This is a genomic window from Bradyrhizobium sp. LLZ17, from assembly GCF_041200145.1.
Classification (GTDB): domain Bacteria; phylum Pseudomonadota; class Alphaproteobacteria; order Rhizobiales; family Xanthobacteraceae; genus Bradyrhizobium.
Genome location: NZ_CP165734.1, coordinates 540,182 through 562,454, shown reverse-complemented (window position 1 = coordinate 562,454; position 22,273 = coordinate 540,182). Strand labels below are relative to the sequence as shown.

The window sequence follows — 22,273 nt, the reverse complement described above, 5'->3', positions numbered from 1 at the left end:
GGTTTCAGCCCTTGTAGCCGAACAGCCGCGGCAGCAAGAGCACGGCATCGGGAATGAAAGTGATCATGGCAAGTACGGCGAGAGACATCAGGATGAAGGGCACGGCCTCGCGCACAATGGCGCCAAGCGGCTGCCGCGTCATGTTGGCGAGCACGAACAGCAAAAGACCATAGGGGGGCGTCAGAAGCCCGATCATGATGTTGACGACGACCACGACGCCGAACTGCACGAGGTCTATGCCGAGCAGCTTCGCCGTCGGGATGAAGATCGGCACGATGATGAGCAGGATCGTCGTACCCTCAAGCAGGCAGCCGAGGATCAGGAGAAGGATGTTCACCACCAGCAGGAAAACCGGTGCGCTCATGTCGTGGCCATGCAGCAAGCGCGCCAGCGAGGCGGGGATGTTCTCGATGGTGACCACATAGTTGAAGATCATGGCACCGGCGATCAGCATGCCGATCGAGGCGGTCGCCTTGCTGCTCGTCAGGACCGCCTCATAGAGCTGCTTCCAAGTGACGGCGCGATAGAGCACCGTGGAGGCGATCAGCGCATAGAAGGCGGCCGCCGCGGCGCCTTCGGTCGGTGTCATGACGCCGCCGTAAATGCCGAACAGCAGGATCACCGGCAGCATCAGCGCCGGGAAGGCGCGCATCGTGATGCGCGGCATCTCGCTGAGCGGGATAGCCGGCTCCACCGGATAATTCCGCCGCCGCGCGATGATCGAGTTCATGATCATGAAGCCGAGACCGAGCAAGATGCCCGGCACGAAGCCGCCGAGAAAGAGATAGCCGATCGAGGTGTCGGAGACGAGCGCATACACCACCATCGGGATCGACGGCGGGATGATCGGACCGATGATGGCGGCGGAAGCGGTGATCGCCGCCGCGTAGGCCACGGGATAGCGATTGTCCTTGGTCATCATGCCGATAATAATGCGGCCGATGCCAACCGCGTCGGCGATCGCGGAGCCGGACATGCCCGCAAAGATCATGTTGGAGACGACGTTGACGTGGCCGAGCCCGCCGCGGAAGCGCCCGACCAGAACCAGGCAGAAGCGCAGCAGCCGGTCGGTCAGGCTGCCGACGTTCATCAGATCGGCGGCCAGGATGAATAGCGGGATGGCGAGCAGTACGTAGCTATTGAACAGACCATTGAGGATCTGTTCGGCGGCAGTGCCGAGGTCGAGACCGCTGAGCAGAAGGTACAAGACGGACGACACGATCATCGCATGCCCGATCGGCAGGCCGAGCGCGCCAAGTAGGACGATGCTGACGATGCAGAGGGCGAAGGGCGAGATCACCATGATCACTCCCCGATCTTCGCCGGATCGGTTTCGGGCGACTTGTCGCCGCGGACAGCCCGCCAAGTGAGCCAGCAATAGCGGGCAATGCAGGCAACCATGAAGATGATAAAGACCGAGTACATCCAGTTCAGCGGCACGCGCAGGTACGCAGAGTGCTCGACCTTCATGAAGCTGACGTAATTGTAGGCCGCCGGAAGCGAGATGCCATAGAGCAGCACAAGAGCCAATCCGGTGATGACCGTGAAGACGCGGCGCGTCCGTTCCGAAATTTGTGAGTAGATGATGTCGAAGCGGATCTCCTCGGACTCGCCCAGCGTGAACGCGGCGCCCCAAAGCACCGTCCATAACCAGGTGGCGATGATGAGTTCTTCCGACCAGCCGAGCGGATTGCCGAGCACGTAACGAAAGAAGATCTGCAGGATGAAGGCGCCGAACATGACCGCCAGCAGCGCGACGGCGACGTTTTCGGCGCGTCGACGGAGCCAGTGTGCGACGGCGATGAGACGGGCATGCATCGGCGATCTCCCGGGCATCGCGCGTCAGGCGAGATTGCTCGGGCCCGCGACCGGCTGCCGAACGCCGGGCGCGCGCTTCCGCGAAAGGCGGCAGGCATCAGGTGATGGCGTTGATCGCATCGAGCGCACCCTTGGGCCAGTCCTTGCCGTAGCGATCGATGTACTTCTTCTGCGCAAACGATCGGAACGAGGCGACGTCCGGCGTATAGACCTTCTTGCCTTCCTTCTTGAAGTAATCGAGCGTCTCGGCCTCCTGCGAATCGAAGCGCTTGATGTTCTCCGCCGAGATCTTGTCCGCCGCGGCCTGGAACTTGGCCTGTTGCTCCGGTTTCATGGTGTCCCAGATCTTGGAGCGGATCACCATCACATCGTAGGCGATGACGTGCTTCGTCAGCACGAACTGCGTCGTCACCTCGTCGAACTTCATCAGCTTCGAGGCGACGACCGGATTGTCCTGGCCGTCGACGGTGCCCGTCTGGAGCGCCGTATAGAGCTCGGCATACGCCACCGGCGTCGGGTTGGCGCCGAGTGACTCGCCGAGGAACTGCCAGAATTCGCCGGGCGGCATGCGCAGCTTGATGCCGGCCATATCGGCTGGCGTCTTGATCTCCTTGGCGGGCTTCAGGTTGATACTGCGCGAGCCGAAGTAGATCGGTGTGATGACCTGGATGCCGAGCTGGTCCTTCGCCATCGTGATGAAGCTCTTGCCGACGTCGCTCTTGAACGTCTTCGTCATGTGGTCGGCATCGCGGAACAGGAACGCCGAAGTCAGCAGCGACCAGGCAGGAATCTGCTTCGAGATGTCGGCAGGCGCGAGATTGCAGAGATCGAGGTTGTCACGCTGGAGCGCGACCAGCTCGGCGCCCTGCTTGAACAGAGTGTTGCCCCAATACGGCTCGAATTCGAACTCGTCCTTGATCGCCGCTGCGAAGTCTTTGTAGGCCTGCGCCCTCAGGTCGGTCTCGGTGAACGCGGAGCTGAAGCGCAGCTTGGTCGCGGCGTGTGCGGTCCGCGGCGCCATCGTTGCTGTGGCCAATAGTGACGCGCCGGCAGCGAGAACGCTGCGGCGTGAATAGGTCGTTGTCATTGCTATCCTCCCGGCGGTGGCACTTTTAGCGTCCATCCTGCGAAAACTATTCGCTCTTGCGGAGACGACTTCAATACGCAAAAATGAAATCGTCAGATAGACGCGCGATCGTCAGGTGAAACATGTGGACTGAGGATCATCGGAGCATTGTTGAGACGGCGGGCCAAAAGGCCTATCGCCGCATTCGGGACGACATCGTAAGTGGAGTCCTGCAGCCGTCGCAGCGGCTGCGGCTCGATGGCCTGAAGGAGACCTACGGCGTCAGCATCAGTACACTGCGCGAACTCCTGAACCGGCTCACCTCTGAGGGCCTCATCGTCGCCGAGGGCGCGCGTGGCTTCGAGGTGGCGCCGATTTCCGTCCAGAACTTCAAGGAAGTGGCGAACCTGCGCCAGCTTCTGGAAATCCATGCGCTGGAGGAATCGTTCGCGGCCGGCGACATGGACTGGGAAGGCCGGGTGGTCGCGGCTCATCACAAGCTTTCTCTGGTCGAAAGCCGCATGCTATCCGGCAACCGCGCGGGGGCGGACGCCTGGAAACGCTACGATTTCGAGTTCCACCATGCACTGCTCTCGGCTTGCGGTTCGAAGGTGCTGCTCGAGACCCATTCGGCGGTCTTCGACAAATATCTGCGTTACCTGCTCATCGCGGTCGTCTTTCGCGGTGAGGTTACCGCGCGTGAGCATCGCGCGCTGCTTGAATGCGCCCTCAAGCGCGACGTCCGGACCGCCAAAGATGTGCTCGTCCTTCACGTCCAGGAGTGCGTCGCCTTCACATTGGCTAAAGGCCCGATGGCCCGGAGCAGTGCGGCCCTGACGATGAGGGGCAAAAGCCAAGTGTCCTTGCCCTAGGCTGGGCGGAGCGGAGTGCCAGTTGCGCAGTTGACCGGACGGATCGATCGACGGGCGGGATGAACGGCAGCGCCGATCGTCCACACCAGAACTCTGCACCAAATGATCCTCGGTACGGCGTGCCACGACCGCCTTTCGCAGCAAAATTGGCCAATAGCGGATATGGTCGAACGTCAGGCGCGCTGAAAAGCGGACCAAACTGTCTCGGCCGTCTGGCTCTGGCGCGTTACGGGTCGGAAAAGACGAATTTCGATAGATATGCCAAACCGGAACCGCCAGCGTCTCAATCGGCGTTCGACTGGCACCCCCTAATCGGCATCCAAAAGGGCCCCCTTTGATCGGCGTGCTCTGCTGGTGGCGCTCGGGCCGTCGGAGCTGGTCGGGGTTGCGGAGACGGCGCGAGCGCGGGTTGTTTGAACATCGTCGCGGCTTTTGAGCGCCAGCTGTCGTTGCCGGTCTCACGGTTGGCAGTACCGCCACGCCGAGGCCCTTTTCGAAGCTCGCTACGAGGCGTGCTTTGCGCGAAGGATCGCCAAGGATGGCGCGCTTTCTGCAACTGATCTCAGCGCCCGCGCCGGCAACGGGCATTTATGGCACGCAAGAAATTATCGGCCGGCGTTCGCCTTCTATCGTCGACGAAAGACCAATTGGAGCTGACGCATCGTCTTTCTAACGTCGCGCCGAACTCCAACCAAGATGAGGAACGCTCCAGATGAGATTCATTGCGGTAAGAACCGTCCCTTGGCTGCTTGTAGCGTCGATGGCGGCAACAGGTGCGTACGCAGCCGAAAACAAGGTCGTGATCGGCGACATCGACGACATGTCCGGCCTCTATGCCGACGTGATCGGTCCCGGCGGCGTCGAGGCGGCCAAGATGGCTATCGAGGATTTTGGTGGGAGCGTGCTCGGCAGCAAGATCGAATTCATGGTGTCCGATCACCAGAACAAGCCCGACGCTGGAGCCCAGAAATTTCGCGAATGGGCTGACCGCGACGGCATCACCATGGTTCTGGGCGGATCGAACACCGGAGTGAGCCTGGCGATGAACAATGTAGCCAAGGAGAAGAAGATTCCGTTCATCGCTATCGGTGCTGCCGGCGCGTCGCTGACCGGCAAGGACTGCACACCTTACACCGTGCACTACGTCTACGATACGACCGCGCTCGGCAATGGCACCGCCAAGACCATGGTGAACCAGGGCGGCAAGACCTGGTTCTTCCTTACGGCCGACTACGCCTTCGGCACCCAATTGCAGGAGGCCGCCTCGAAGGTGGTCGAAGCGAATGGCGGCAAGGTGATCGGTGCGGTGCGCGTTCCGCTCTCCACGTCCGACTTCTCGAGCTATCTTCTCCAGGCCCAAAAACGCTGGGGCCCAGGTCCTGGGACTGGCCAACGCCGGCAATGACTTCACCAACTCGATCAAGGCCGCCGACGAGTTCGGCATTGCCAAGACGATGAAGCCGGCAGCATTGCTGGCCTTCATCAGCGACATCCACAGTCTGGGGCTCAAGACCGCACAGGGCCTCTATCTCACCACAGGCTGGTACTGGGATCTCAACGACAAGACTCGCGCCTTTGCGAAACGCTACTACGAAAAAACCAAACGCGAACCCACCATGAATCAGGCGGGTTACTATTCGGCGACCCTAACCTACCTCAATGCTGTCAAGGCTGCGGGCACCACGGATTCAGACAAGGTCATGGCCGAGCTCAAGAGGATGAAGATCGACGACATGTTCACCAGCAGCGGCAAGATCCGCGCCGACGGCCTGATGGAGCATCAGATGTACATTATGCAGGTCAAGAAACCCGAGGAATCCAAACAACCTTGGGACTACTACAAGCTGATTCAGACCATGTCGGGAGAAGAGGCGTTCGGGAAGTTGTCCGACTCAGCTTGTCCGCTGGTCACGCACTGATACCTGCGCCCCGCACAGGATGGTCGCAAGAACAGGGGCGCGCCCGTGGCGCGCTCTTTCGCAGTCGGCGTTTTCTTCAGCACGGAAAGCGAAGGAGTGATTGGGGCGATCGAGGTATGTTTCAGCGGTGATCGACCTGAAGCTGGCACGTAAACTGCTTCACGATAAAATCTGCCACGTCGGCACCTGAGATAGACGCCAGCAGGGTTCTCTCCGCAACATCCTCACCGAACCGATATCTCCCCGTGAATGGTCTTTTTGTTAGCCGCCCGGGGCGGACGATCACCCAATCCAACGTGCTTCGCTTGATGTACCCTTCAATCCCCTCAGCCGGCACCAGTGCTTTAGCGATAAGAACAGATCCGGCACCGTCAGCTTCGGCATCGATGCGCACGCTGCGCGCCCAACCTATGTCACCAACGTTTCGCCGCGCCGAGCTCTCTTCGACGCTCTTCCACGGTTTAGAAATTGCACACAAATTCGCCGTTAACCCACGCGAGTTCGCAATGCCGATAGGCAAGCCCGGTAGGCGACAGAACGAGGAAAAACTCCCTCTGGCCAATGTCGTTGATAGCGCCGTCAATCACCAGCTTGGCGCTCAATTCCGATACGTCGTGAATCTTGCACGCCCGCTGCCATGTGCCATCAATCGCCATCAAGCGCGCCTCGATGGGCCGCTCGAATACGACTCGCTTATCCAGCGTGTTTTCTTGCCACTCCATAACCCCTGACCCGCTTGATCGCAAAGCAAGCCGGGGCAGGTTACCGGCAGAATATAGATCGATTGTAAAACCGGCGCTGTTCGGCTCGAAAGCCGAACAGCGTCGCGATGCGGCACACACGTTAGGATGTTGCGAAGCAGGTGCTTGGCCTGTGCATCACGCGTTTAGAGCTTGGCAAGTCGGTCGGCGCCGAGGCCGAGTTCGTGACCTATCCAGGCAGAGCCCACGGCTTTGATTTCTCCGAAACCGACCCAATGACCTCAAACGCGATCGATCGCGTCACGAAGTTCTTGCAGGCAAAGCTCACCGCCTGACCGCGCGTCGGGGCTCGGACACAGATGTTCGTCGCGCGTTGCGCGGGACGGCTACTGACGACAGATTGGATCGGGCTTCAACACGAGGTAAAGTGCACGTCGCATGCTTCCCTATACCACCCGAGAGAAAGCCAGGATCGCCGCCGGCGCCGTCGCAGCCGTGGTCATGACGGCCGTATTGTTTGCGATCGCAATGGGATTGCTGCTGGCGCGCTAGCTTCGTGCCCAACGCCAATCCGGCTCAGGTCGGAGAAGCCTCCTGGCCCTCTTCAGGCCGGCCGTGGGCGATCAGCAGGTCCTCGACGAACGCCAGCACCTCCGCCCTCTTGTCGGGCGGCAGTGATAAAAAGGCGCGCACGAGCCGCAACCCCTGCGCTTCGTCCGACTGGCTATCCCATGATTCCATCCGCCCAATGTCGGGCGAGCGGGAAAAATATGCAATCCCCTGCAGCGACCGCCTTGATTCGGCGCCCCAGCTTTGCTGGAATAGCCTGAAGCAAGGGTGGACCATGAAGTGGATCAGGGAACGCGACGCGCTGATCGCGCAGACACTGGCCTTCGTCCAATCGGTAACCGGCAAGAAGGATGACCTCCATCCGCCGGAGCCCCTGACTGCGTTCACGTTGACCACGGAGATTGTGACCGTCCAGGCTTTAGCGGTCGAAGCCGAGCCCCAACCGGCTCGCCCGGCGCCCGAGCCCGCGCCCTTGCCTCTCCCGCCGCGGTCCACGGGCGACTTCCGCAGCGAGATGCAGGCCCGAATCGCGAATTTCAGGAAGCATCAGGAGCGCTTCGAGCGCGAGCGCGAGGAATATTGTGCCGCGACCCTGACCAGGCTCCGCGCTGCCATCCGCGATCCCTCCGCCCGCCCGCCGGCGCACAAGTGAGGCGGACTTAGGCCTCTCACAGCCACGACCACACCAGCCAGAGATTGGCCGCACAGGCACCGACCAGTGCCAGCGTCAGCGGCAGGAGCATGTGCCCGCAGGAGGTTTTCAGGTCGGTCGTCATGGCCGGAAACATCCGCTGATTCCGGCTGGAGAGTCCCAGGGATTCTTTTTTGCGGATTCAGGACTCGTTTACGACTCAGGGTCCGCCACCTCGATCACGGCCCCGTGATCGAGCCGCCGTGCCGGAAACCCTCCCTGCGGCAGACCGTTAACGCGGTTTATGGGAGCGGAAAGAATGCCGTACGCCCTGTTCTGCAATGACAGCCAGATCAGCAAAGCCTATCCGAGCGAGGCCGACGTCTGGAAATTCGCGCAGCGGAGCGGCTTGGTCGTGGACGTCGGTACCGACCAGGAGCGGCCGGGGCCGCGCCGGGTGCTCGACAACGATTATGAGATCAAGTCCTGCCGGCCAGCCCAAGACGAGGACCCCGCCGAGAACAAGGCGGAGGCCGAGCGGGAGTCCCGGATGGAGCTTCAGCTGAGTTCGTGAGATCCGGCCCCAGGCCGGATCGCCTCAGGGCGTCGCGGTCGCCAGGGAGGCCTGCTCGTCGGCAAGAACCACACAGGCCTTCCGGCGGTGCAGCCCCCGGATCGCGCCGGTGACCTTCAGGACCTTGCCGGATGGACAGGAGGCGTCCTTCACGAAGGCCACCTCGTAGGGTGCCAGCATGAGAGGCTCGGATTTGAGGATTGTCTGTGCAGAGCACGGCAGGGCGACGAAGCACGAGACCACCACCACCGACGCCAAGATACGCATATTCGTTGTTCCACCCGCCCGGCAATCCGATAATAACGCGCTCCGGAGCACGAGTTCCGTAAGCCGCAAGAATTATTTTTGCTTTACCTCAGCCCCGTGACGCGCGTGAGAAGGCGCGCGTCGAACGTTTGCGTGCAAACGACGCGCCAGATTGTCCACGCCTGGCAACACGGACAAGGCGGCAAACGAAAGGCCGGCGGAAGCCGGCCTTTATCAGTTCGTGGTCTCCGCGGGCAGTCAGTAGCGCGAAGCTGCCGGACCACCCCAGCCGAAGCGGTAGTTCACACCCACCTTGACGGTATGCTCGTCCTCCCGGCCGCGAACGCCGACGACATCGGCCGGGCCGGAGGTGAAGGTCGTGCTGCCGAAATTATAGTATTGGTACTCGGCCTTGGCCGACCAGTTCGGCGCGAACATGTATTCGAGGCCAGCGCCGACGGTGTAGCCGTCCTTGCTGTTGCCGGTGGCGGTGAAGGCCTGCGGCACGCCGGCGACATTGACGCCGAGACCGCCGTTGCGCCAGGCGTAACCGCCCTTGGCGTAGACCAGCGCCGGACCCCAGGTGTAGCCAAGGCGGCCGGTCACTGAGCCAATCTGGTCGGTGTTGGACGTCACCTGTGTCCCCAGCGGGAACGTGACGCCATTGTTGTTGGTCGGCAGCCAGGAATACTGCGCCTCGACACCCACCACCCAGTTGGGCGCGAACTGGTAATCGAAGCCGCCCTGCACGCCGCCGAGGAAGCGGGCGTCGCTCGACTGGAAGCTGCTGTTGCCGGCGAACGCGCCGCCGACATGACCGCCGATGTAGAAGCCGGTCCAGTTGTAGATCACCTGCGGCGGCGTATAGGCCGGAGCCTTGGTGTAGGTGCGCGGCTGCATGTCGGCGGCTACGGCTGGCGCTGCCAGCGCCAGCAGCGCGGCTGCGCCCAGCAAAATCGTCTTCATGATCATCCCCGTTCTTTCATTTTCGACACTCAGGAAACAACGTGGCGTGAATTGGGTTGCTTCGCGGCGATGCCGGAACGTTGATCGTTCGTAACTGTGACGGCGTGGCAACAACGGCATTTTGTTCCGTCACGTCCCGTTGCACGACTGATTTTGTCGTCCGCGCAGGCCTGCCGTAACGATGTGTCGAAAGCCAAACCCGTCCAGTTCGAAGCTCGCCAAAATGTGATCCAGCGGCTCCGGCAGTCCTGGTTTTAACACCGCCCGATAAAGGCGGGATTTGCGCTATCGCGCCATCTTTTCCAGTTCCGGAAAGGGTGTGTAAACCGCGCCAGCGCAGAACTCGGTGGTGCGGTCGGTGACGCGATCGCCGCGCCCGTTGACGAAGATAGCGGCGCGCTCGCGCATCGCCTTGTAGCTGCCGTCGGCCTCGCGAGGCGTGAAATGCAGGCAGCTCACGTAGAATTGCCGGCCGCCGATCTCGCGCAGCACCGGCTCGGCAAGGCCGGCCTCGCGCACGCCGACCGGATTGTTGAGATAAGCGCGCATCAGCGCCAGCGTGTCGCCGCGGAAATTATCCGGAAACGGCTGCGGACCTCCGGCCTGGGTCCCTTCCATCAGGGACGGCCGGTCGCCGTCGCTGCCGAAGCATGCCGCAAGCGCCAGCGGCAGCACCAGGATCACCGCGCGTTTCGCCAATCGCCCCAAGGAACCACATTCTCCGACCCAACAGACCCGGAGGTGTTCTAGCTCCAAGCTTGCGCAAAGGGAATTCGCTTCCTCGGCCGGGCACAAGACGCGCCGACCCGCCCCGGCCTCGAGCTCTCGCGCGAGGCATGACGGGACGGGTCGGGCCTGAACTCCGCGCGAGGCGGCGGGGCAATGCTTAGGAATGCCGCCTCGCGGGCTCAGTAGTTAGCTGCGCTTCTCGGTGGTCATGGGCTTGGTGACGTCCGGCTGCGCCTTCAGCGACTTCCTGGCCGACAGATGCTTGTGGTGATGACGATGCGTCCGCACAAGCTTGTGCTCGTCGGGCGTGATCGCGGCATTGGCGTTCATGGCCTTTGCTTTGGCGTCCGACTTGACATCGGCGGTCTTCGCGCCGGCCTTGAGGCCGGTGTCGGATTTCGCCGCGGTGTTCGACACCTTGGTCTGGTTCTGGTCCGCCTTGATCACCGGCGCATTTGTGGCGGTCTTGCCGGCCTCGGCCGCGAAGGCCGGTGCTGCGATGACGGAGGCTGCGAGCAAAGCTGCGGAAATGGTCTTCAGCATGGTGGTCTCCTCTTGAAAGGATCTTGAGGCGGCGCCCTCTCGCCAACTCTTCGATCATGGGGAGAGCCTAGATGGCGCGCGCTGAACCCACCCTGAAGCCGGCTGCAGGCTCCCGTTCATCTGGATGACAAGTTTGTCATCCTGGCGCCCGAGGGCGAAACAGCCGCGGACGGCGGGGAATGTTTTGGCCTGACGGGTGTTCCCGTCTTCAGGCAATCGTGTAGGATCGCCGCGTTCCATTCGGGAGAACTTAGATGCGCAAACTTTCGATGCTTCTGGTACCGGGACTTGTCTCGATGGCGCTGGCGGCCGGGCCGGTGCTGACGAGCGCCTATGCGGCCGGCGGCGACGAGCCCTCCTCGCCGCCGAAGTCGGATACCTCGACCAAGAAAGAAAAGAAGAAGAAGAGCTCTTCCGTCACTGATCCGAAATTCCTCGCGGCCTACCGCACCGCCTACACCACGATCTACGACAACCACGACTATACGAGCGCCATCGGCCAGCTGAAATCGCTCAAGCGCGACGACGTCGCCGACGTCGCCAATTTGATCGGCTACTCCTATCGCAAGCTCGGCGACTACCAGTCGTCGAAGACCTATTACGAGCTCGCGCTGAAGGACGACCCGAACCACGTTCGCACCTGGCAGTACTACGGCCTGTGGCAGCTCGAGCAGGGCAACCGCGAACAGGCGCAGTATCATCTGAACAAGATCGCCTCGCTCGCCGGCACAGACAGCTCCGAGTATCGCTCGCTTGCCGCCGCGCTCGACAAGCCGACCGGCGCGACGCTGGTCTACTGAGCATCTCCCTTCCGAACCATAGGACCGGCACAACCTCCGGGTTGTGCCGGTTCTGCTTTTTCGGCTAGCCTCCGCGCATCCTCCCCGGCAAGTGGTGCGCAATGGACACGTGGCTGCGATCCGCGATCGACTACATCGGCTCCTGGATCGAATTCCAGCAGACCGCAATCCAGCAGCCCGGCGTCATCATCGCCTTCGCCCATCGCGGCGAGGTCGTCGCCGAGCATGCCTTCGGCCTCGCCAATCTCGACACCGGCGAAAAGCTTACCCCGCGCCACCGCTTCCGCATCGCCTCGCATTCGAAGAGCTTTACCTCGGCCGGCATCATGAAGCTGCGCGAGCAGCGCAAGATTCGGCTCGACGACCCGATCGGCCAGCATGTCGGCGGCCTGCATCCGCGCGTCGCCGAGACGACGATTGCGCAGGTGCTGTCGCACAGCGCCGGACTGACGCGCGATGGCGCGGACTCAGGCCAGTTCATCGACAGCCGCCCCTATCTGAATGACAAGGAGTTGCGTGCGGACTTGAAGCTGCCCACCGCGATCGAGCCCGGCACCCGATTCAATATTCCAATCACGGCTTTGGCCTGATCGGGCTCGTGATTGAAGCCGTGACAAGGGAGCCGTATACCGCCTGGATCAAGCGCGAGATCATTGAGCCGGCGGGTCTGCGCGAGACCGAGCCGGACGCGCCGCTTCCCAAGGGTGCGGCGTTCGCGCGCGGCCATACGCGAAAGGTGCCGCTGGGCGAGCGCTGCGTGATCCCCGGCGACAATCCCGCTCACGCAATGACATCCGCAGCGGGTTTCGTCGCGACCGCGGCCGATACGGCCCGCTTCTTTGCGCAGCTTTCGCCCAATGCCAGGAAGAGCGTGCTGTCGGTCGCAAGCCGCCGCGAGATGACGCGGCACCACTGGCGCGTACCGCAAAGTTTTGAGGCCTATTACGGCCTGGGCGTCAACGCCGGCAAGACCGACGGCTGGGACTGGTTTGGCCATGGCGGCGGTTTCCAGGGCTATATCTCTCGACCTGCTCCATCCCAGCCTGCGAGCTGGCGATCAGCATCCTCAGCAACTCCATCGATGGCGCAGCGCCGTTCTGGATGGACGGGGCAATGCAAATCCTGCGCGTCTTCGAGAGCCGTGGCGCACCCGACCGTCGAGTCCGCGACTGGACCGGCCGCTGGTGGACGATCTGGGGCGCGACCGATCTGGTGCCGATGGGCAAGCGCGTGCTCGTCGCCAGTCCGCAGTTCAATAACCCGTTCATGGATGCCGCCGAGATCGAGGTGACCGGACGGGACGCCGGCAGGCTTGCCTCGGCCGCCGGGTACTCCAGCCATGGCGAGCCGGTGCGCCGTGTCCGCGACAAGCACGGCAAGGTCAGCGACATCTGGCTCGCCGGCGCCAACGTCAAGCCTGCGAGTGTCGTCGCGCGCGAGATCGCGCGCCGATACCCACCACGGAAACGCCGCCCTATTCCCTGACAAGCGCCTCGACTTCGCTGCGAAACGCCTGCCGCGAGCCGTCGCGCGAATAGAACATGTGGCCACCGGGATAGACCACGAATTTGACGCGCTGGGTCGCGAAGGCCGGCAACTGGTCGAGCGCCCGCTTCGTGCCGAAATAGGGCGTGGCGAGATCGAACAGGCCGTGCGCGACCAGCACGTTCAGCTTGGCGTCGGTGGCAAGAATCTGGCGTAGCTCCGATAGCGATTGCGGCGGGTTGATGCCGCCGCCAAAGTCCCAGTTGCGCTCGACGGCGCCGTTCAGCACTTCGTAGGAGCCGTCGGGCCGCCAGTTGAGCTTGCGTGTCAGGACATCGACCGCGGCACTTGTCAGCGGCGCCTGAAGCGCATCGCCCGAGGGATCGCCGAACCGAGAGCTGCTCGAATCCGGATAGGGATCGAAGCCGCGCACGGAGGCATCGTATCGTCCGGTGACCTTGCCGTTCTTGCGGTCGAATTCGCGGCGGAATTCGCCGACATCGAACCGGCCGGCAAGCCTGCGGCTTACCGCCTGGTCGATGCCAGTCAGCTCGGCGACCTTGTCGGCGAGACGAGTGGTCGCCTCCCTGTCAGCCTCGCCCTTGACGAGGTCATTCAGAAATTCGCCGCGCGCGTAAGCCTCCACGTCGGCGAGAGCGGCGCGTGTGACCGGTCCCTTGGTCGATTCCTTGGCTTCGCGCGCCACCGCCACATAGCTCGGCAGCGTCGCGACATATTGCAGGAGGCTGCTACCGGTGAACTCGCGGAAATCCACGAGCGGTGACACCAGGATCAATCCCCTGACGCCGACGCCGTGCTGGAGCTGCAGCTGGCGCACGACCTTCGGCCCGCGAATGCCGCCATAGCTCTCGCCCGCGACGTATTTCGGCGAGGTCAGCCGGTCGTGCTTCTCGAGCCAGCGGCGGATTACCAGCGCAATCGAATTGACATCGCCATCGACCGAATAGAACCGCTTCCGCGCATCCTCACCACTCGCAATGAGACGGCTGTAGCCGGTGCCGACCGGATCGATGAAGACGAGATCGGTAAAGTCGAGCCAGGTATCCGCGTTCGGCTTCACCTCGGGCGAGGCCGATGGCGAAAGCCGCTCGCCGTCGAGCGGCAGCCGCCATGGCCCAACCGCACCGAACTGGAGCCACGCCGACGAGGCGCCCGGCCCGCCGTTGAACAGGAACGTCACCGGGCGCGTACCGCGGTCGGCGCCGTCGAGCTCGTAGGAGGTGGCGGCGATGTCGGCCAGCGGTTCGCCCTTATCGTCGAACACACGGATCGAGCCGGCGGTCGCGGCGAAATTGAGGGTCCGGCCCGGCAGATCGAGGGTCTGCTTCGTGGTCGAGTCTGCCGGCAGACGGTGCTGCTCGGCGGCGGATGGCGCGGACTGGGCTGCATTGCCGCCACGGCCGCCCTTCTGTCCCGCGGGCGCGGTCGCCTCATTGCGTGGCTGCGGCGGATCGTCCGCCCGCGCCAGGCCTGCGAGCGCGAAAGCAGAGACTGCCAGCACCAGCCCGGCGCGGCGCAGCGCCGGCGAACCCATCATCATGACTATTCTCCCTGCGCCGCGGCGCTCGCAGATCAGCATGGCCGCAATTCTAGCCGCAAATTGCGACGGTTTGGGGGATCAGAGGCCCCGGGCGGGCTTTCCGCGTCCGATCCGTCCGGCTTTTGCCCCAAGCCGAGACGCCCGCGTTTGCCTTGCCGGACGGTCATCCTCGACAATGCCGGCCCAGGTCGTATAGACGACCTCGGCGGAACTTTCTCGAGCCAGCGGCCCTGCCCCGGAAGCCATGACCAAGCCATCGCGATACGACCGGATCGCCTTCGTCGCCAGCTCGAGCAGCGAAGCGCAGGTCGCCTTGACCCAGCTCACCCAAAGCTACGGCAATTGCGACCCGAAGGAGGCTGACGTCGTGGTGGCGCTCGGCGGCGACGGGCTCATGCTCCAGACGCTGCACCAGCACATGCACTCGGGAAAGCCGATCTATGGCATGCACCGCGGGACTGTCGGCTTTCTGATGAACGAGTACTCGACCATCGATCTGCGCGCCCGGCTCGAGGCGGCGCAGGAATCCGAGATCAACCCGCTCCTGATGCGCGCGACCGACGTCAACGACCGCGTCTATCTGCATCATGCCATCAACGAGGTCGCGCTGTTCCGTCAGACCTATCAGGTGGCGCGCTTGCGGATCGTGATCGACGAGCGCGAGCGCATGCCCGAGTTGATGGCCGACGGCATCATGGTGGCGACGCCGGCCGGCTCGACCGCCTACAATCTGTCCGCGCAGGGACCGATCCTGCCGATCAACGCCGCGCTCCTCGCACTGACCCGATCAGCGCCTTTCGCCCCCGACGCTGGCGCGGCGCCCTTTTGCCCAACACTGCCTACGTCGTGATCGAGGTGCTGGAAGACGAGAAGCGGCCGGTCGCCGCGGTGGCCGACCATGATGAGGTCCGCGACGTCCGCCGCGTCGAAGTGCTCACCGACAAGACCATCTCGATGCACATGCTGTTCGATCCTGGCCACAGCCTGGAAGAGCGCATCCTGCGGGAGCAGTTCGGCTCCTGAGCTGCCTGCACGGCGCGGCGGGACGTCCCGGTCGCAACGCTTCGTTAACCCTCGGCACGATATGGTTAACGAAGGTTGACCGCTCTGGCCCAGGCGTCATGTTCCGCATCGACTTCAACAAGCTCCGTTTCCTCGTCTGCGACGACAACCCGCACATGCGGCGCATTCTGCGGACGCTGCTGCATTCGTTCGGCGCGCGCGAAGTCTACGAGGCCGAGGACGGTGCCACTGCGCTCGAAATGTACAGCCACTACGTCCCCGACATCGTCATCACCGATTGGGCGATGCCGATCTTCGACGGGCTGGAGCTCGCGCAGATGATCCGGCAGCCGGACTCCAAGGGCAACCCTTACGCGCCGATCATCATGCTGACGGGTCATTCCGAGAAGCGCCGCGTCACGGTTGCGCGCGATGCCGGTGTCACCGAATTCCTGGCCAAGCCGATTTCGGCCAAGGGCCTTTACCAACGCATCCTCAACGTGGTCGCCAGTCCCCGGCCCTTCATCAAGACCAAGACCTATTTCGGGCCGGACCGGCGCCGCAACACCAATACTGCCTATATGGGACCCGAGCGCCGCGTCGGCGAAAAGCACGAGGTGCTCCAGCAGCCTTCGCTGCTCGACAAGGCCCGCTCCTCCATCTAGCGCAACGTCTTCAGCGACGAGGCAACTACCAATGGCGAAGAACAGTGGACGGGACATCGAGGTCAAGGCCTTCGCCACGCACCAATTGATCACACAGCCCAATCCGCTGCGGAAGGTACTGCGCCGGGTCGAGGAAAAGGATATGGACGATCCGGTCGGTCGCGCCGAGCAGGCGTTGGCAGGCCTGTCCGGCGAGTTCAAGGACTGGATGGCGACCGAGGTCAACCGGCTGTCAGCCGCCTACGTGGCGATACGCAACGACGGCTTCACCAAGGAGAGGCGCGACGAGCTGTTCCGCGCCGCGCACGACATCAAGGGCGACGCCGCAACATTCGGCTTTCCTGCGGCGGCGGGAGTTGCCGAGAGCCTGTGCCGCGTCATCGAGCACGCGCCGGATCTCGAGAGAGTGCCGGCCGAGCTGTTCACACACCACATCAACGCCATCCTGGCCATCGTGCACGAGAACACCAAGCTCGATAGCGTCAGCGTCTCTGCCGAGCTGAGCCGCCGCCTGCGCAAGGTCGCCGACGACTATCTGGCCGACGTCAATCGCGATCGCCCCGAGCATCTCGAGGTGATCATGGCGTCGAGCATCGTGCCGGCGGAGTAAGGGCTCAACTCTTTCCCCCTCTCGTCATTGCGAGCGCAGCGAAGCCATCCAGACTGTCTCCACGGAGGATTCTGGATTGCTTCGCTGCGCTCGCAATGACGGAGTTTGCGGGACCGACCTCGAACTATGCCGCGATCAGATCCTCATACATCGGATCGATCGCATCATCCGCCACCAGTTCGTCGCAGAACAGTCTCGCCTCTTCGCGCGCGGACTCGGTGGCGAAGCGGCGCAACAGGACCATCAGCGGCTCGGTGGCGCCACGATCGGTCTCGCAATGGGTGAGCACACGCTCGACCATGCGCCGGTGCAGTCGGGCCGCACTGCCGTCGGTATCGACAAAGCCCTGCTCGTGGCAGGCATCGAGCGCGACCCGGAAGGCCGCGTACGTCGCCTCGGGAAGCCCAGCGCGGCGCAGCAGCGCGTACAGGCTATTGCCGCCGCGATCGTGCAGTAGCGCGGAGACGCGCGCCAGCGGCAGATCGGCCAGGTCGGCGAGTGCGGCGTCGAACAATTCGAGATTGCTCGACAGCAGCGCGCGCAGGATCAAGCCCGCGGTGAGCTGGCCCGTGATACGGAGATGCCGCACCAGATCCTGCATGTCTTCGCCGCGCGAGCGCGCCGCAATGTTCATGGTGGAGCGGTCACGCGCCTCGATCGTCATGCGGTCGGCGCGGTCAGGGCTCAGCCAGTTCCGCGCCACGACGAACTGCGCCAGTGTCTCGGAGAGCTTTGCCACCAGTGCGGCCCGCGTCGCCGCCGGCAGATCTTCCAGCACCAGCATCGCCTCGCGGATCGCGGCGAGATGGCCGTGACGCTCGACGATGCGATTCCAGGAGAACGGTGCGAGCTCGGCGCAGGAATTTTCAATCAGCTCGAGGGCGGCCGCTGCACAGCCAACTTCGGCGATCGCGGCACAGACGGAAGCCGGCAGCGCGACACGGCGGGCAACGGCGCACTGGACCTCGTCATTGCCGGTCGCGACGATGTCGACGAGGTCCGCATCGATCAGCAGCGGCGAATGTTCGAGCACGGGAAGCGCGACGGACGGCTGGTCGGCCGACAGCGCCCGCACGATCGCCGCGGGCGCGTCCGTGCTGCGCGCAAAAGCCTCCGCCATCGCCTGTCGCACCAGGGGCGACGGATCGTCGAGCAGCATCAGCAGCGCGCCCTCGGCCGCGACGCGGTCGTCATGGGACAGGTCCGAGATCAGCCAGGCCCGGGCCAATGCCCGCGTCGCCTCGGCCCGCTCACCGGCGGACGCGGTCCTGATCCAATTGATGAACTGCCGAACGATCATGCTGCTTCCGGCTTACGCTACGAAGACGAAGCGGTGACGGCTTGTCACCTGCGACACAAAATAAACCACGACGCTTAATAAAGCGTTCACCATAACTGGCTGGTATTATTGACGTTTTGTTAAGGACGGGAAGCGCTCTCGCCGTGTGACAGCACGTTAGCTCGAGAACGTGCCGGTGCGATCGCTGAACAGATCGAGCGGCTGCGGCGGCCGCACGTCGGGCGTCGCCGAGGTCGCTGACGCGACCGAGGTGAGCGAGGCGTTGTTGCCCCACAATTTCTGCACCGTCGTCGAGACCGGCTGCGTGGCTTCGGCGGGCTGATAGATCGAGCGAAACACCGGCGTGCCCGGCGCATTGTCGGCGACGGTCGTCGTCGAGGTTGCGCTGACGGGCGCCACCGAGCGCGTGTCCGGGAAGGTCTGGAGATAGGCAGCGCCATTGATCAAGGGCGCGGAGGGTTGCACGCCATTTGCGCTCGCGACCTGCGTCGTCGACGGCGTGTCGCCATACATTGCCATCGCGCTGCGGGTCGATTTCGCATTCGCGGCGCTCGCATAGCGGGCGTTCAACACCGAATAGACTTCGGAGACGCTGCGCGCACGGCCGTCTTTGGCATAGAAGATCGAGCGGTTGGCTGACGCCGCATTCGGAAACAGCCGGGCGCCGACTGCTTGCGGATTGTCCTCGGCATTGGCGATCAGTTTCGCGGCACCGCCGACACCCATGAAATGCGCCATGTAGAGTTCGCTGTCGCTCGGCCTGCGGCCAAGAAGCCCGGTCAGCTTGAAACTGTTGGACTGCGTCAACGCCGCGGCCATGCTCGAGGCGGCCTCGGGATCATCACGCAGCTTCAGGATCGACCGCTTCATCGTGGGATCGTCGACGGTGTAGGTCCCTGAGGATGTCTTGCTGATGGCGTCGGAATAGCTGCCATAGCCGAGCTGGGTGCCCGCCTCCTTGACCGTGCCGAGCCAGGTCTGGTCGATGAACTGGTAGAGCCCATGGGCGGACGAGGTGGTGGCACCGGCGCTCGGATCAAAGTCCGATTCCATCTTCGCGGTGGTCAGCATGTATTCGAAGCTGACGCCGGTCTGGCTCGAGGCCTGCTTGATGGCGCCAGCGACGCGCTTCGAGCCTTCGGTCGCGGCCGTCTGCATGGCACTGGAATTGTCGACCGACATGATGGAGTGCCCGCCCCGCGCGGCGTTGAACGGCGCCGGCAATTCGGACGCCCTGTCGTCCCACCGTGGGACAGTTATGGTTAATGCGGGGTTAAATTCTGGGGTTGATCCCCTCCCCGAGTCATTCCGGGGCATCGCGCAGCGATGAGCCCGAATCCATCTGACCGCAGATGGTGCCGCAGAATGGATTCCGGGCTCGCGCTTCGCACGCCCCGGAATGATGGCTGCTACTTCCTGTAAACGTCGCTGGGATCGAACAGTCGCTCGGCATCGACGAAGACGAGCTTGGCGCCGCCCCCCCCGCCTCGATCTTGCGGTAGAAGCAGGACCGGCGTCCGGTGTGGCAGGCCGCGCCGATCTGCTCGACGCGAAGCCAGACCGCGTCCTGATCGCAATCGGTGCGGATCTCGACCACGCGCTGAGTCCGACCCGAGGTCTCACCTTTTCGCCACAAGACGTTGCGCGAACGGCTGAAGTACCAGGCTTCCCCGGTCGCAATGGTCTTGTGCAGCGCCTCGCTGTTCATGTGAGCGACCATCAGCACGTCGCCGGTGGCGACGTCGGTCGCAACGCAGGTCACGAGGCCGGCAGCATCGAAGTTGGGAAGGAAAGTTAGACCTTCCTCGATCTCATGAGAGTGAGCGGACACGGTCATCCTCGCCAAACGCGTTCGCGAGGTCAGCGCGTGCCCCGCACCAAGGACAGGAAGCGGGCCTGCTCCGCCGGATTGTCGCGGAACATGCCGGTGAAGCGGCTGGTGAACGTCGAGGCGCCATGCTTGGCGACCCCGCGCACCGACATGCAGGTATGCTCGGCCTCGATCAGCACCGCAACGCCGCGGGGTTTGAGGACCTCGTCGATCGCCGCTGCAATCTGCGCCGTCAAATGCTCCTGGGTCTGGAGCCTGCGGGCGAAGATATCGGTCAGGCGCGCGAGCTTCGACAGGCCGACGACACGCTCCACCGGCGTATAGGCGATGTGCGCCTTGCCGTAGAACGGCATCATGTGATGCTCGCACTGCGAGGTGAATTCGATGTCGCGCACCAGCACAAAATCGTCATAGCCAGCCGTCTCGCCGAAGGTGCGGTCGAGCACCTCAGCCGGGCACTGGTGATAGCCCTGATAGAGCTCGTCGAACGCCTCGACCACGCGCCGGGGCGTGTCGAGCAGGCCCTCACGCTGGGTGTTCTCGCCGATATAGGCGAGCAGCGTCTTCACCGCCTGCTCAGCCTCGGCGCGCGCCGGACGGGGCTGATCGGCGCGGACTGCGGCCGCGAGGAATTCGGACGGATCAAGCTCTGCCGGGCGGCTCTCGGGCTGCTTGTCGGAAGACTTGCTGGGGCGGATGGATTTGATCGTAGCGTCCATGTCGACTCCGTTCGACGGCCTTACGGCCGGAGTGTCACCGGCAGACGTGGCGGCAAGCCCGCCGGACGCCTGAAGAGAATAGTCTCGGCGAAAAGCCCTACAACTCTAACGGCCGCCGCGTGTTTCTGGATCAGCGCCGCCGGACTGCTGGACTGTTTTTCCGCCTGTTCCGCCCCTATATAGGACCGTGGACGGCGCCCGCCAAGGCCGATCCCGCCCGGAAGCGTTGGACTCCATCACATGCTGAACGACATCTACAACAAGCGCATCATCGAGCTGGCCGGCAATATTCCGCGTCTCGGTCGGCTTTCGGACCCCGATGCTAGTGCCACGGCCCATTCCAAACTGTGCGGCTCGACCGTGAAGGTCGATCTCAAGATGGAGGGGGACAGGGTCACCGATTTCGCCCACGACGTGAAGGCTTGTGCGCTGGGGCAAGCCTCTTCATCCATTATGGCAAGTCACGTTGTCGGCTCGACTGCGAGCGAACTCCGTGAGTTACGCGAAACCGTTCGCAAGATGCTGAAGGAGAATGGCGCGCCGCCCGAGGGCAAATGGGAGGAGATTAAGTTCCTCGAGCCGGTCCGCGACTACAAGGCGCGCCACGCCTCGACCCTTCTCACCTTCGATGCCGTGGTCGATGCCATTGGCCAGATCGAGGCCAAGGCCAAGCAGCCGGCTGCGGCGCAGGGTTGAAGCTTTTACTTTTGCGCTGCCGATGCCGGCGCGACCGGCGCAGTTCCGACAGGTACCATCGCTTCCGCCGTCTTGGTCGACCTGGCAGGCTGCTTCTGCTCCGGTTCCTCGCCGAACCTTGCCTGCGTCTTCGGCGCAAGGTCCGCCACCGCCGGCGCTGCGACGTCCACATGCGGCAGCACGTCCGTCACCAGATCGGTCGTCACGAGGTTGGTGAGCTTCAGCTCGGTTGTGTCGAGCTCGTGCAGGTCTTCCCACGGCGGCACGTTGAGCGCGAGCGACAGCAAGTCACCAGAGCCACCCATATCAAAGGTGTATTTGGCGAGTCGGCCGATGTCGCGCTCCACAATCATCAGGTCCTGCGCGCTGTAGCTCGCCGCTCTGGCGTCGTCAGCGCGATCGCCCATCCAGATCTGGTGAACGCGGACGTGCGCGGCTTCCGGCACGTAGCGCTTCTTGCCGGCCAGCAGCAGGAACACGCACATCGATCTGCAATAAGCGTCCGAGGCGACCGCAGGACGGGCGCTTTGTGCGCCGCGGTTCTGCTGCGTGATGCCGACCGTGGTCAAAAGGCCGAGATTGCGAAAGCGCCGACCGAGCGTGATCGCGTCGTTGACGGAACCGCCACTCGAGTCGAGCACGACAGTCGCGCCGCCGATCTGCCGCCCGCGAGCAAAATCGTCGAAATCCTTCGGCGTGTCAGTGGTGATGATGCCGACCGCGCTGACCCAGCCGCGGCAGTTGGGCTCGCAGGCGACCCAGGAAAATTTCATCGGCAGCTTGCGCTCTTCGAGAGAGCCGCCGGCGCGGGCCGACGAACCGAAAGTCGCGACGGCGCCAGCCAGCACGACTCCAGAAGCGGCGGTTCCCACCAATAACCAGCCGCGAAGATTAAGCGACTTCAGAAGTTTCAAACTGGTCCCTTCCCCAAGCCCCAAGCGGTTAAGTCTGAGCCGATTCAGGCAAGCC

General features: G+C 63.4%; 23 protein-coding genes and 4 pseudogenes. 11 read left to right on the top strand and 16 right to left on the bottom strand.

What is annotated here, in order from left to right; genetic code table 11:
* Nucleotides 1-4: 4 nt before the first annotated feature.
* The 3 genes from AB8Z38_RS02740 to dctP all read right to left on the bottom strand — a co-directional run bounded on the left by AB8Z38_RS02740 (nt 5) and on the right by dctP (nt 2,905).
* A complete protein-coding gene (locus tag AB8Z38_RS02740) occupies nt 5-1,306 on the bottom strand; it encodes a TRAP transporter large permease (RefSeq protein WP_369726728.1) in 1,302 nt (433 codons plus the stop codon).
* Nucleotides 1,306-1,818 (bottom strand): TRAP transporter small permease, encoded by a 513-nt coding sequence (locus AB8Z38_RS02735; RefSeq protein WP_369723021.1) that lies wholly within the window; start codon nt 1,816-1,818, stop codon nt 1,306-1,308. Before AB8Z38_RS02735 ends, AB8Z38_RS02740 begins: the two co-directional genes overlap by 1 nt.
* A gap of 97 nt (nt 1,819-1,915) precedes the next feature.
* Entirely contained in the window at nt 1,916-2,905 is a 990-nt protein-coding gene (dctP, locus tag AB8Z38_RS02730; protein ID WP_369723020.1) for a TRAP transporter substrate-binding protein DctP, read from the bottom strand.
* Nucleotides 2,906-3,027: 122 nt separating this feature from the next.
* Between dctP and AB8Z38_RS02725 the strand changes: the two genes are divergently transcribed.
* Entirely contained in the window at nt 3,028-3,756 is a 729-nt protein-coding gene (locus AB8Z38_RS02725) for a GntR family transcriptional regulator (protein WP_369723018.1), read from the top strand.
* Nucleotides 3,757-4,468: 712 nt separating this feature from the next.
* Nucleotides 4,469-5,675: pseudogene (locus AB8Z38_RS02720) on the top strand (ABC transporter substrate-binding protein).
* Between the two features lie 121 nt (nt 5,676-5,796).
* Here AB8Z38_RS02720 and AB8Z38_RS02715 read toward each other — a convergent pair.
* Complete coding sequence (locus AB8Z38_RS02715) at nt 5,797-6,069, bottom strand: NAD(P)H-binding protein (RefSeq protein ID WP_369723017.1); 273 nt, start codon at nt 6,067-6,069, stop codon at nt 5,797-5,799.
* 67 nt (nt 6,070-6,136) lie between these two features.
* The gene (locus AB8Z38_RS02710; RefSeq protein ID WP_369723015.1) at nt 6,137-6,397 is read right to left on the bottom strand and encodes a PilZ domain-containing protein; all 261 of its coding nucleotides are present in this window, start codon (nt 6,395-6,397) and stop codon (nt 6,137-6,139) included.
* A 140-nt stretch (nt 6,398-6,537) separates the two neighbouring features.
* Between AB8Z38_RS02710 and AB8Z38_RS02705 the strand changes: the two genes are divergently transcribed.
* Nucleotides 6,538-6,711, top strand: coding sequence for a hypothetical protein (locus AB8Z38_RS02705; RefSeq protein WP_369723014.1), 174 nt, complete (start codon nt 6,538-6,540; stop codon nt 6,709-6,711).
* A gap of 241 nt (nt 6,712-6,952) precedes the next feature.
* Here the strand turns inward: AB8Z38_RS02705 and AB8Z38_RS02700 are convergent, their stop codons facing one another.
* Entirely contained in the window at nt 6,953-7,117 is a 165-nt protein-coding gene (locus AB8Z38_RS02700) for a hypothetical protein (protein ID WP_369723013.1), read from the bottom strand.
* 103 nt (nt 7,118-7,220) lie between these two features.
* On the opposite strand from AB8Z38_RS02700, the gene AB8Z38_RS02695 reads away from it, so the two are divergent.
* Together AB8Z38_RS02695 and AB8Z38_RS02690 are read left to right on the top strand one after the other, a co-directional pair.
* Nucleotides 7,221-7,598, top strand: coding sequence for a hypothetical protein (locus AB8Z38_RS02695; RefSeq protein ID WP_369726727.1), 378 nt, complete (start codon nt 7,221-7,223; stop codon nt 7,596-7,598).
* A 298-nt stretch (nt 7,599-7,896) separates the two neighbouring features.
* The gene (locus tag AB8Z38_RS02690) at nt 7,897-8,151 is read left to right on the top strand and encodes a hypothetical protein (protein WP_369723011.1); all 255 of its coding nucleotides are present in this window, start codon (nt 7,897-7,899) and stop codon (nt 8,149-8,151) included.
* Between the two features lie 24 nt (nt 8,152-8,175).
* Here the strand turns inward: AB8Z38_RS02690 and AB8Z38_RS02685 are convergent, their stop codons facing one another.
* The 4 genes from AB8Z38_RS02685 to AB8Z38_RS02670 form a co-directional block, all read right to left on the bottom strand.
* The gene (locus tag AB8Z38_RS02685; RefSeq protein WP_369723009.1) at nt 8,176-8,418 is read right to left on the bottom strand and encodes a hypothetical protein; all 243 of its coding nucleotides are present in this window, start codon (nt 8,416-8,418) and stop codon (nt 8,176-8,178) included.
* Nucleotides 8,419-8,655: 237 nt separating this feature from the next.
* Nucleotides 8,656-9,363, bottom strand: coding sequence for an outer membrane protein (locus tag AB8Z38_RS02680; RefSeq protein WP_369723008.1), 708 nt, complete (start codon nt 9,361-9,363; stop codon nt 8,656-8,658).
* Nucleotides 9,364-9,648: 285 nt separating this feature from the next.
* Nucleotides 9,649-10,071: a hypothetical protein gene (locus tag AB8Z38_RS02675; protein ID WP_369723006.1), complete on the bottom strand. Its 423-nt coding sequence runs from the start codon at nt 10,069-10,071 to the stop codon at nt 9,649-9,651.
* 207 nt (nt 10,072-10,278) lie between these two features.
* Nucleotides 10,279-10,635, bottom strand: a complete 357-nt coding sequence (locus tag AB8Z38_RS02670; RefSeq protein ID WP_369723005.1) for a His-rich protein BRANT — start codon at nt 10,633-10,635, stop codon at nt 10,279-10,281.
* Nucleotides 10,636-10,889: 254 nt separating this feature from the next.
* On the opposite strand from AB8Z38_RS02670, the gene AB8Z38_RS02665 reads away from it, so the two are divergent.
* Together AB8Z38_RS02665 and AB8Z38_RS02660 are read left to right on the top strand one after the other, a co-directional pair.
* Nucleotides 10,890-11,435 (top strand): tetratricopeptide repeat protein, encoded by a 546-nt coding sequence (locus tag AB8Z38_RS02665; RefSeq protein WP_369723003.1) that lies wholly within the window; start codon nt 10,890-10,892, stop codon nt 11,433-11,435.
* Between the two features lie 101 nt (nt 11,436-11,536).
* Nucleotides 11,537-12,920 (top strand): annotated as a pseudogene (locus AB8Z38_RS02660) (serine hydrolase domain-containing protein).
* On the opposite strand, the gene AB8Z38_RS02655 reads toward AB8Z38_RS02660, so the two are convergent.
* Entirely contained in the window at nt 12,910-14,481 is a 1,572-nt protein-coding gene (locus tag AB8Z38_RS02655; protein ID WP_369723002.1) for a S10 family peptidase, read from the bottom strand. The pseudogene AB8Z38_RS02660 and the gene AB8Z38_RS02655 sit on opposite strands and share 11 nt — an antisense overlap.
* Nucleotides 14,482-14,725: 244 nt before the next feature.
* Here AB8Z38_RS02655 and AB8Z38_RS02650 point away from each other — a divergent pair.
* From AB8Z38_RS02650 to AB8Z38_RS02640, 3 genes and pseudogenes are all read left to right on the top strand, one after another.
* Nucleotides 14,726-15,504 (top strand): annotated as a pseudogene (locus tag AB8Z38_RS02650) (NAD kinase).
* Nucleotides 15,505-15,602: 98 nt separating this feature from the next.
* Nucleotides 15,603-16,148, top strand: coding sequence for a response regulator (locus tag AB8Z38_RS02645; protein ID WP_369723000.1), 546 nt, complete (start codon nt 15,603-15,605; stop codon nt 16,146-16,148).
* A 31-nt stretch (nt 16,149-16,179) separates the two neighbouring features.
* Complete coding sequence (locus AB8Z38_RS02640) at nt 16,180-16,758, top strand: Hpt domain-containing protein (protein ID WP_369722998.1); 579 nt, start codon at nt 16,180-16,182, stop codon at nt 16,756-16,758.
* A gap of 124 nt (nt 16,759-16,882) precedes the next feature.
* On the opposite strand, the gene AB8Z38_RS02635 is transcribed toward AB8Z38_RS02640, so the two are convergent.
* The 4 genes and pseudogenes from AB8Z38_RS02635 to folE form a co-directional block, all read right to left on the bottom strand.
* Nucleotides 16,883-18,058, bottom strand: a complete 1,176-nt coding sequence (locus tag AB8Z38_RS02635) for a DUF2336 domain-containing protein (RefSeq protein WP_369722995.1) — start codon at nt 18,056-18,058, stop codon at nt 16,883-16,885.
* A gap of 156 nt (nt 18,059-18,214) precedes the next feature.
* On the bottom strand, nt 18,215-19,282 hold the full coding sequence (locus AB8Z38_RS02630; protein ID WP_369722993.1) for a lytic transglycosylase domain-containing protein: 1,068 nt from the start codon (nt 19,280-19,282) through the stop codon (nt 18,215-18,217).
* A 185-nt stretch (nt 19,283-19,467) separates the two neighbouring features.
* Nucleotides 19,468-19,889, bottom strand: a pseudogene (gene hisI, locus AB8Z38_RS02625) (phosphoribosyl-AMP cyclohydrolase).
* A gap of 29 nt (nt 19,890-19,918) precedes the next feature.
* Complete coding sequence (gene folE / locus AB8Z38_RS02620) at nt 19,919-20,608, bottom strand: GTP cyclohydrolase I FolE (RefSeq protein ID WP_369722992.1); 690 nt, start codon at nt 20,606-20,608, stop codon at nt 19,919-19,921.
* A 240-nt stretch (nt 20,609-20,848) separates the two neighbouring features.
* Here folE and AB8Z38_RS02615 point away from each other — a divergent pair, with 240 nt between their 5' ends.
* Entirely contained in the window at nt 20,849-21,304 is a 456-nt protein-coding gene (locus AB8Z38_RS02615; RefSeq protein WP_369722990.1) for an iron-sulfur cluster assembly scaffold protein, read from the top strand.
* Between the two features lie 5 nt (nt 21,305-21,309).
* Here AB8Z38_RS02615 and AB8Z38_RS02610 read toward each other — a convergent pair whose 3' ends face one another.
* Nucleotides 21,310-22,218 carry a hypothetical protein gene (locus AB8Z38_RS02610; RefSeq protein WP_369722988.1) on the bottom strand — a complete coding sequence of 303 codons (909 nt, stop codon included), beginning with the start codon at nt 22,216-22,218 and terminating at the stop codon, nt 21,310-21,312.
* Nucleotides 22,219-22,273 lie beyond the last annotated feature (55 nt).

Bases quoted from the DNA above. Each gene is read 5' to 3' on its own strand.
- AB8Z38_RS02735 (WP_369723021.1), bottom strand. From the start codon at position 1,818: ATGCATGCCCGTCTCATCGCCGTCGCACACTGGCTCCGTCGACGCGCC.
- dctP (WP_369723020.1), bottom strand. From the start codon at position 2,905: ATGACAACGACCTATTCACGCCGCAGCGTTCTCGCTGCCGGCGCGTCA.
- AB8Z38_RS02725 (WP_369723018.1), top strand. From the start codon at position 3,028: ATGTGGACTGAGGATCATCGGAGCATTGTTGAGACGGCGGGCCAAAAG.
- AB8Z38_RS02710 (WP_369723015.1), bottom strand. From the start codon at position 6,397: ATGGAGTGGCAAGAAAACACGCTGGATAAGCGAGTCGTATTCGAGCGG.
- AB8Z38_RS02700 (WP_369723013.1), bottom strand. From the start codon at position 7,117: ATGGAATCATGGGATAGCCAGTCGGACGAAGCGCAGGGGTTGCGGCTC.
- AB8Z38_RS02695 (WP_369726727.1), top strand. From the start codon at position 7,221: ATGAAGTGGATCAGGGAACGCGACGCGCTGATCGCGCAGACACTGGCC.
- AB8Z38_RS02690 (WP_369723011.1), top strand. From the start codon at position 7,897: ATGCCGTACGCCCTGTTCTGCAATGACAGCCAGATCAGCAAAGCCTAT.
- AB8Z38_RS02685 (WP_369723009.1), bottom strand. From the start codon at position 8,418: ATGCGTATCTTGGCGTCGGTGGTGGTGGTCTCGTGCTTCGTCGCCCTG.
- AB8Z38_RS02680 (WP_369723008.1), bottom strand. From the start codon at position 9,363: ATGAAGACGATTTTGCTGGGCGCAGCCGCGCTGCTGGCGCTGGCAGCG.
- AB8Z38_RS02670 (WP_369723005.1), bottom strand. From the start codon at position 10,635: ATGCTGAAGACCATTTCCGCAGCTTTGCTCGCAGCCTCCGTCATCGCA.
- AB8Z38_RS02665 (WP_369723003.1), top strand. From the start codon at position 10,890: ATGCGCAAACTTTCGATGCTTCTGGTACCGGGACTTGTCTCGATGGCG.
- AB8Z38_RS02655 (WP_369723002.1), bottom strand. From the start codon at position 14,481: ATGATGATGGGTTCGCCGGCGCTGCGCCGCGCCGGGCTGGTGCTGGCA.
- AB8Z38_RS02645 (WP_369723000.1), top strand. From the start codon at position 15,603: ATGTTCCGCATCGACTTCAACAAGCTCCGTTTCCTCGTCTGCGACGAC.
- AB8Z38_RS02640 (WP_369722998.1), top strand. From the start codon at position 16,180: ATGGCGAAGAACAGTGGACGGGACATCGAGGTCAAGGCCTTCGCCACG.
- AB8Z38_RS02635 (WP_369722995.1), bottom strand. From the start codon at position 18,058: ATGATCGTTCGGCAGTTCATCAATTGGATCAGGACCGCGTCCGCCGGT.
- folE (WP_369722992.1), bottom strand. From the start codon at position 20,608: ATGGACGCTACGATCAAATCCATCCGCCCCAGCAAGTCTTCCGACAAG.
- AB8Z38_RS02615 (WP_369722990.1), top strand. From the start codon at position 20,849: ATGCTGAACGACATCTACAACAAGCGCATCATCGAGCTGGCCGGCAAT.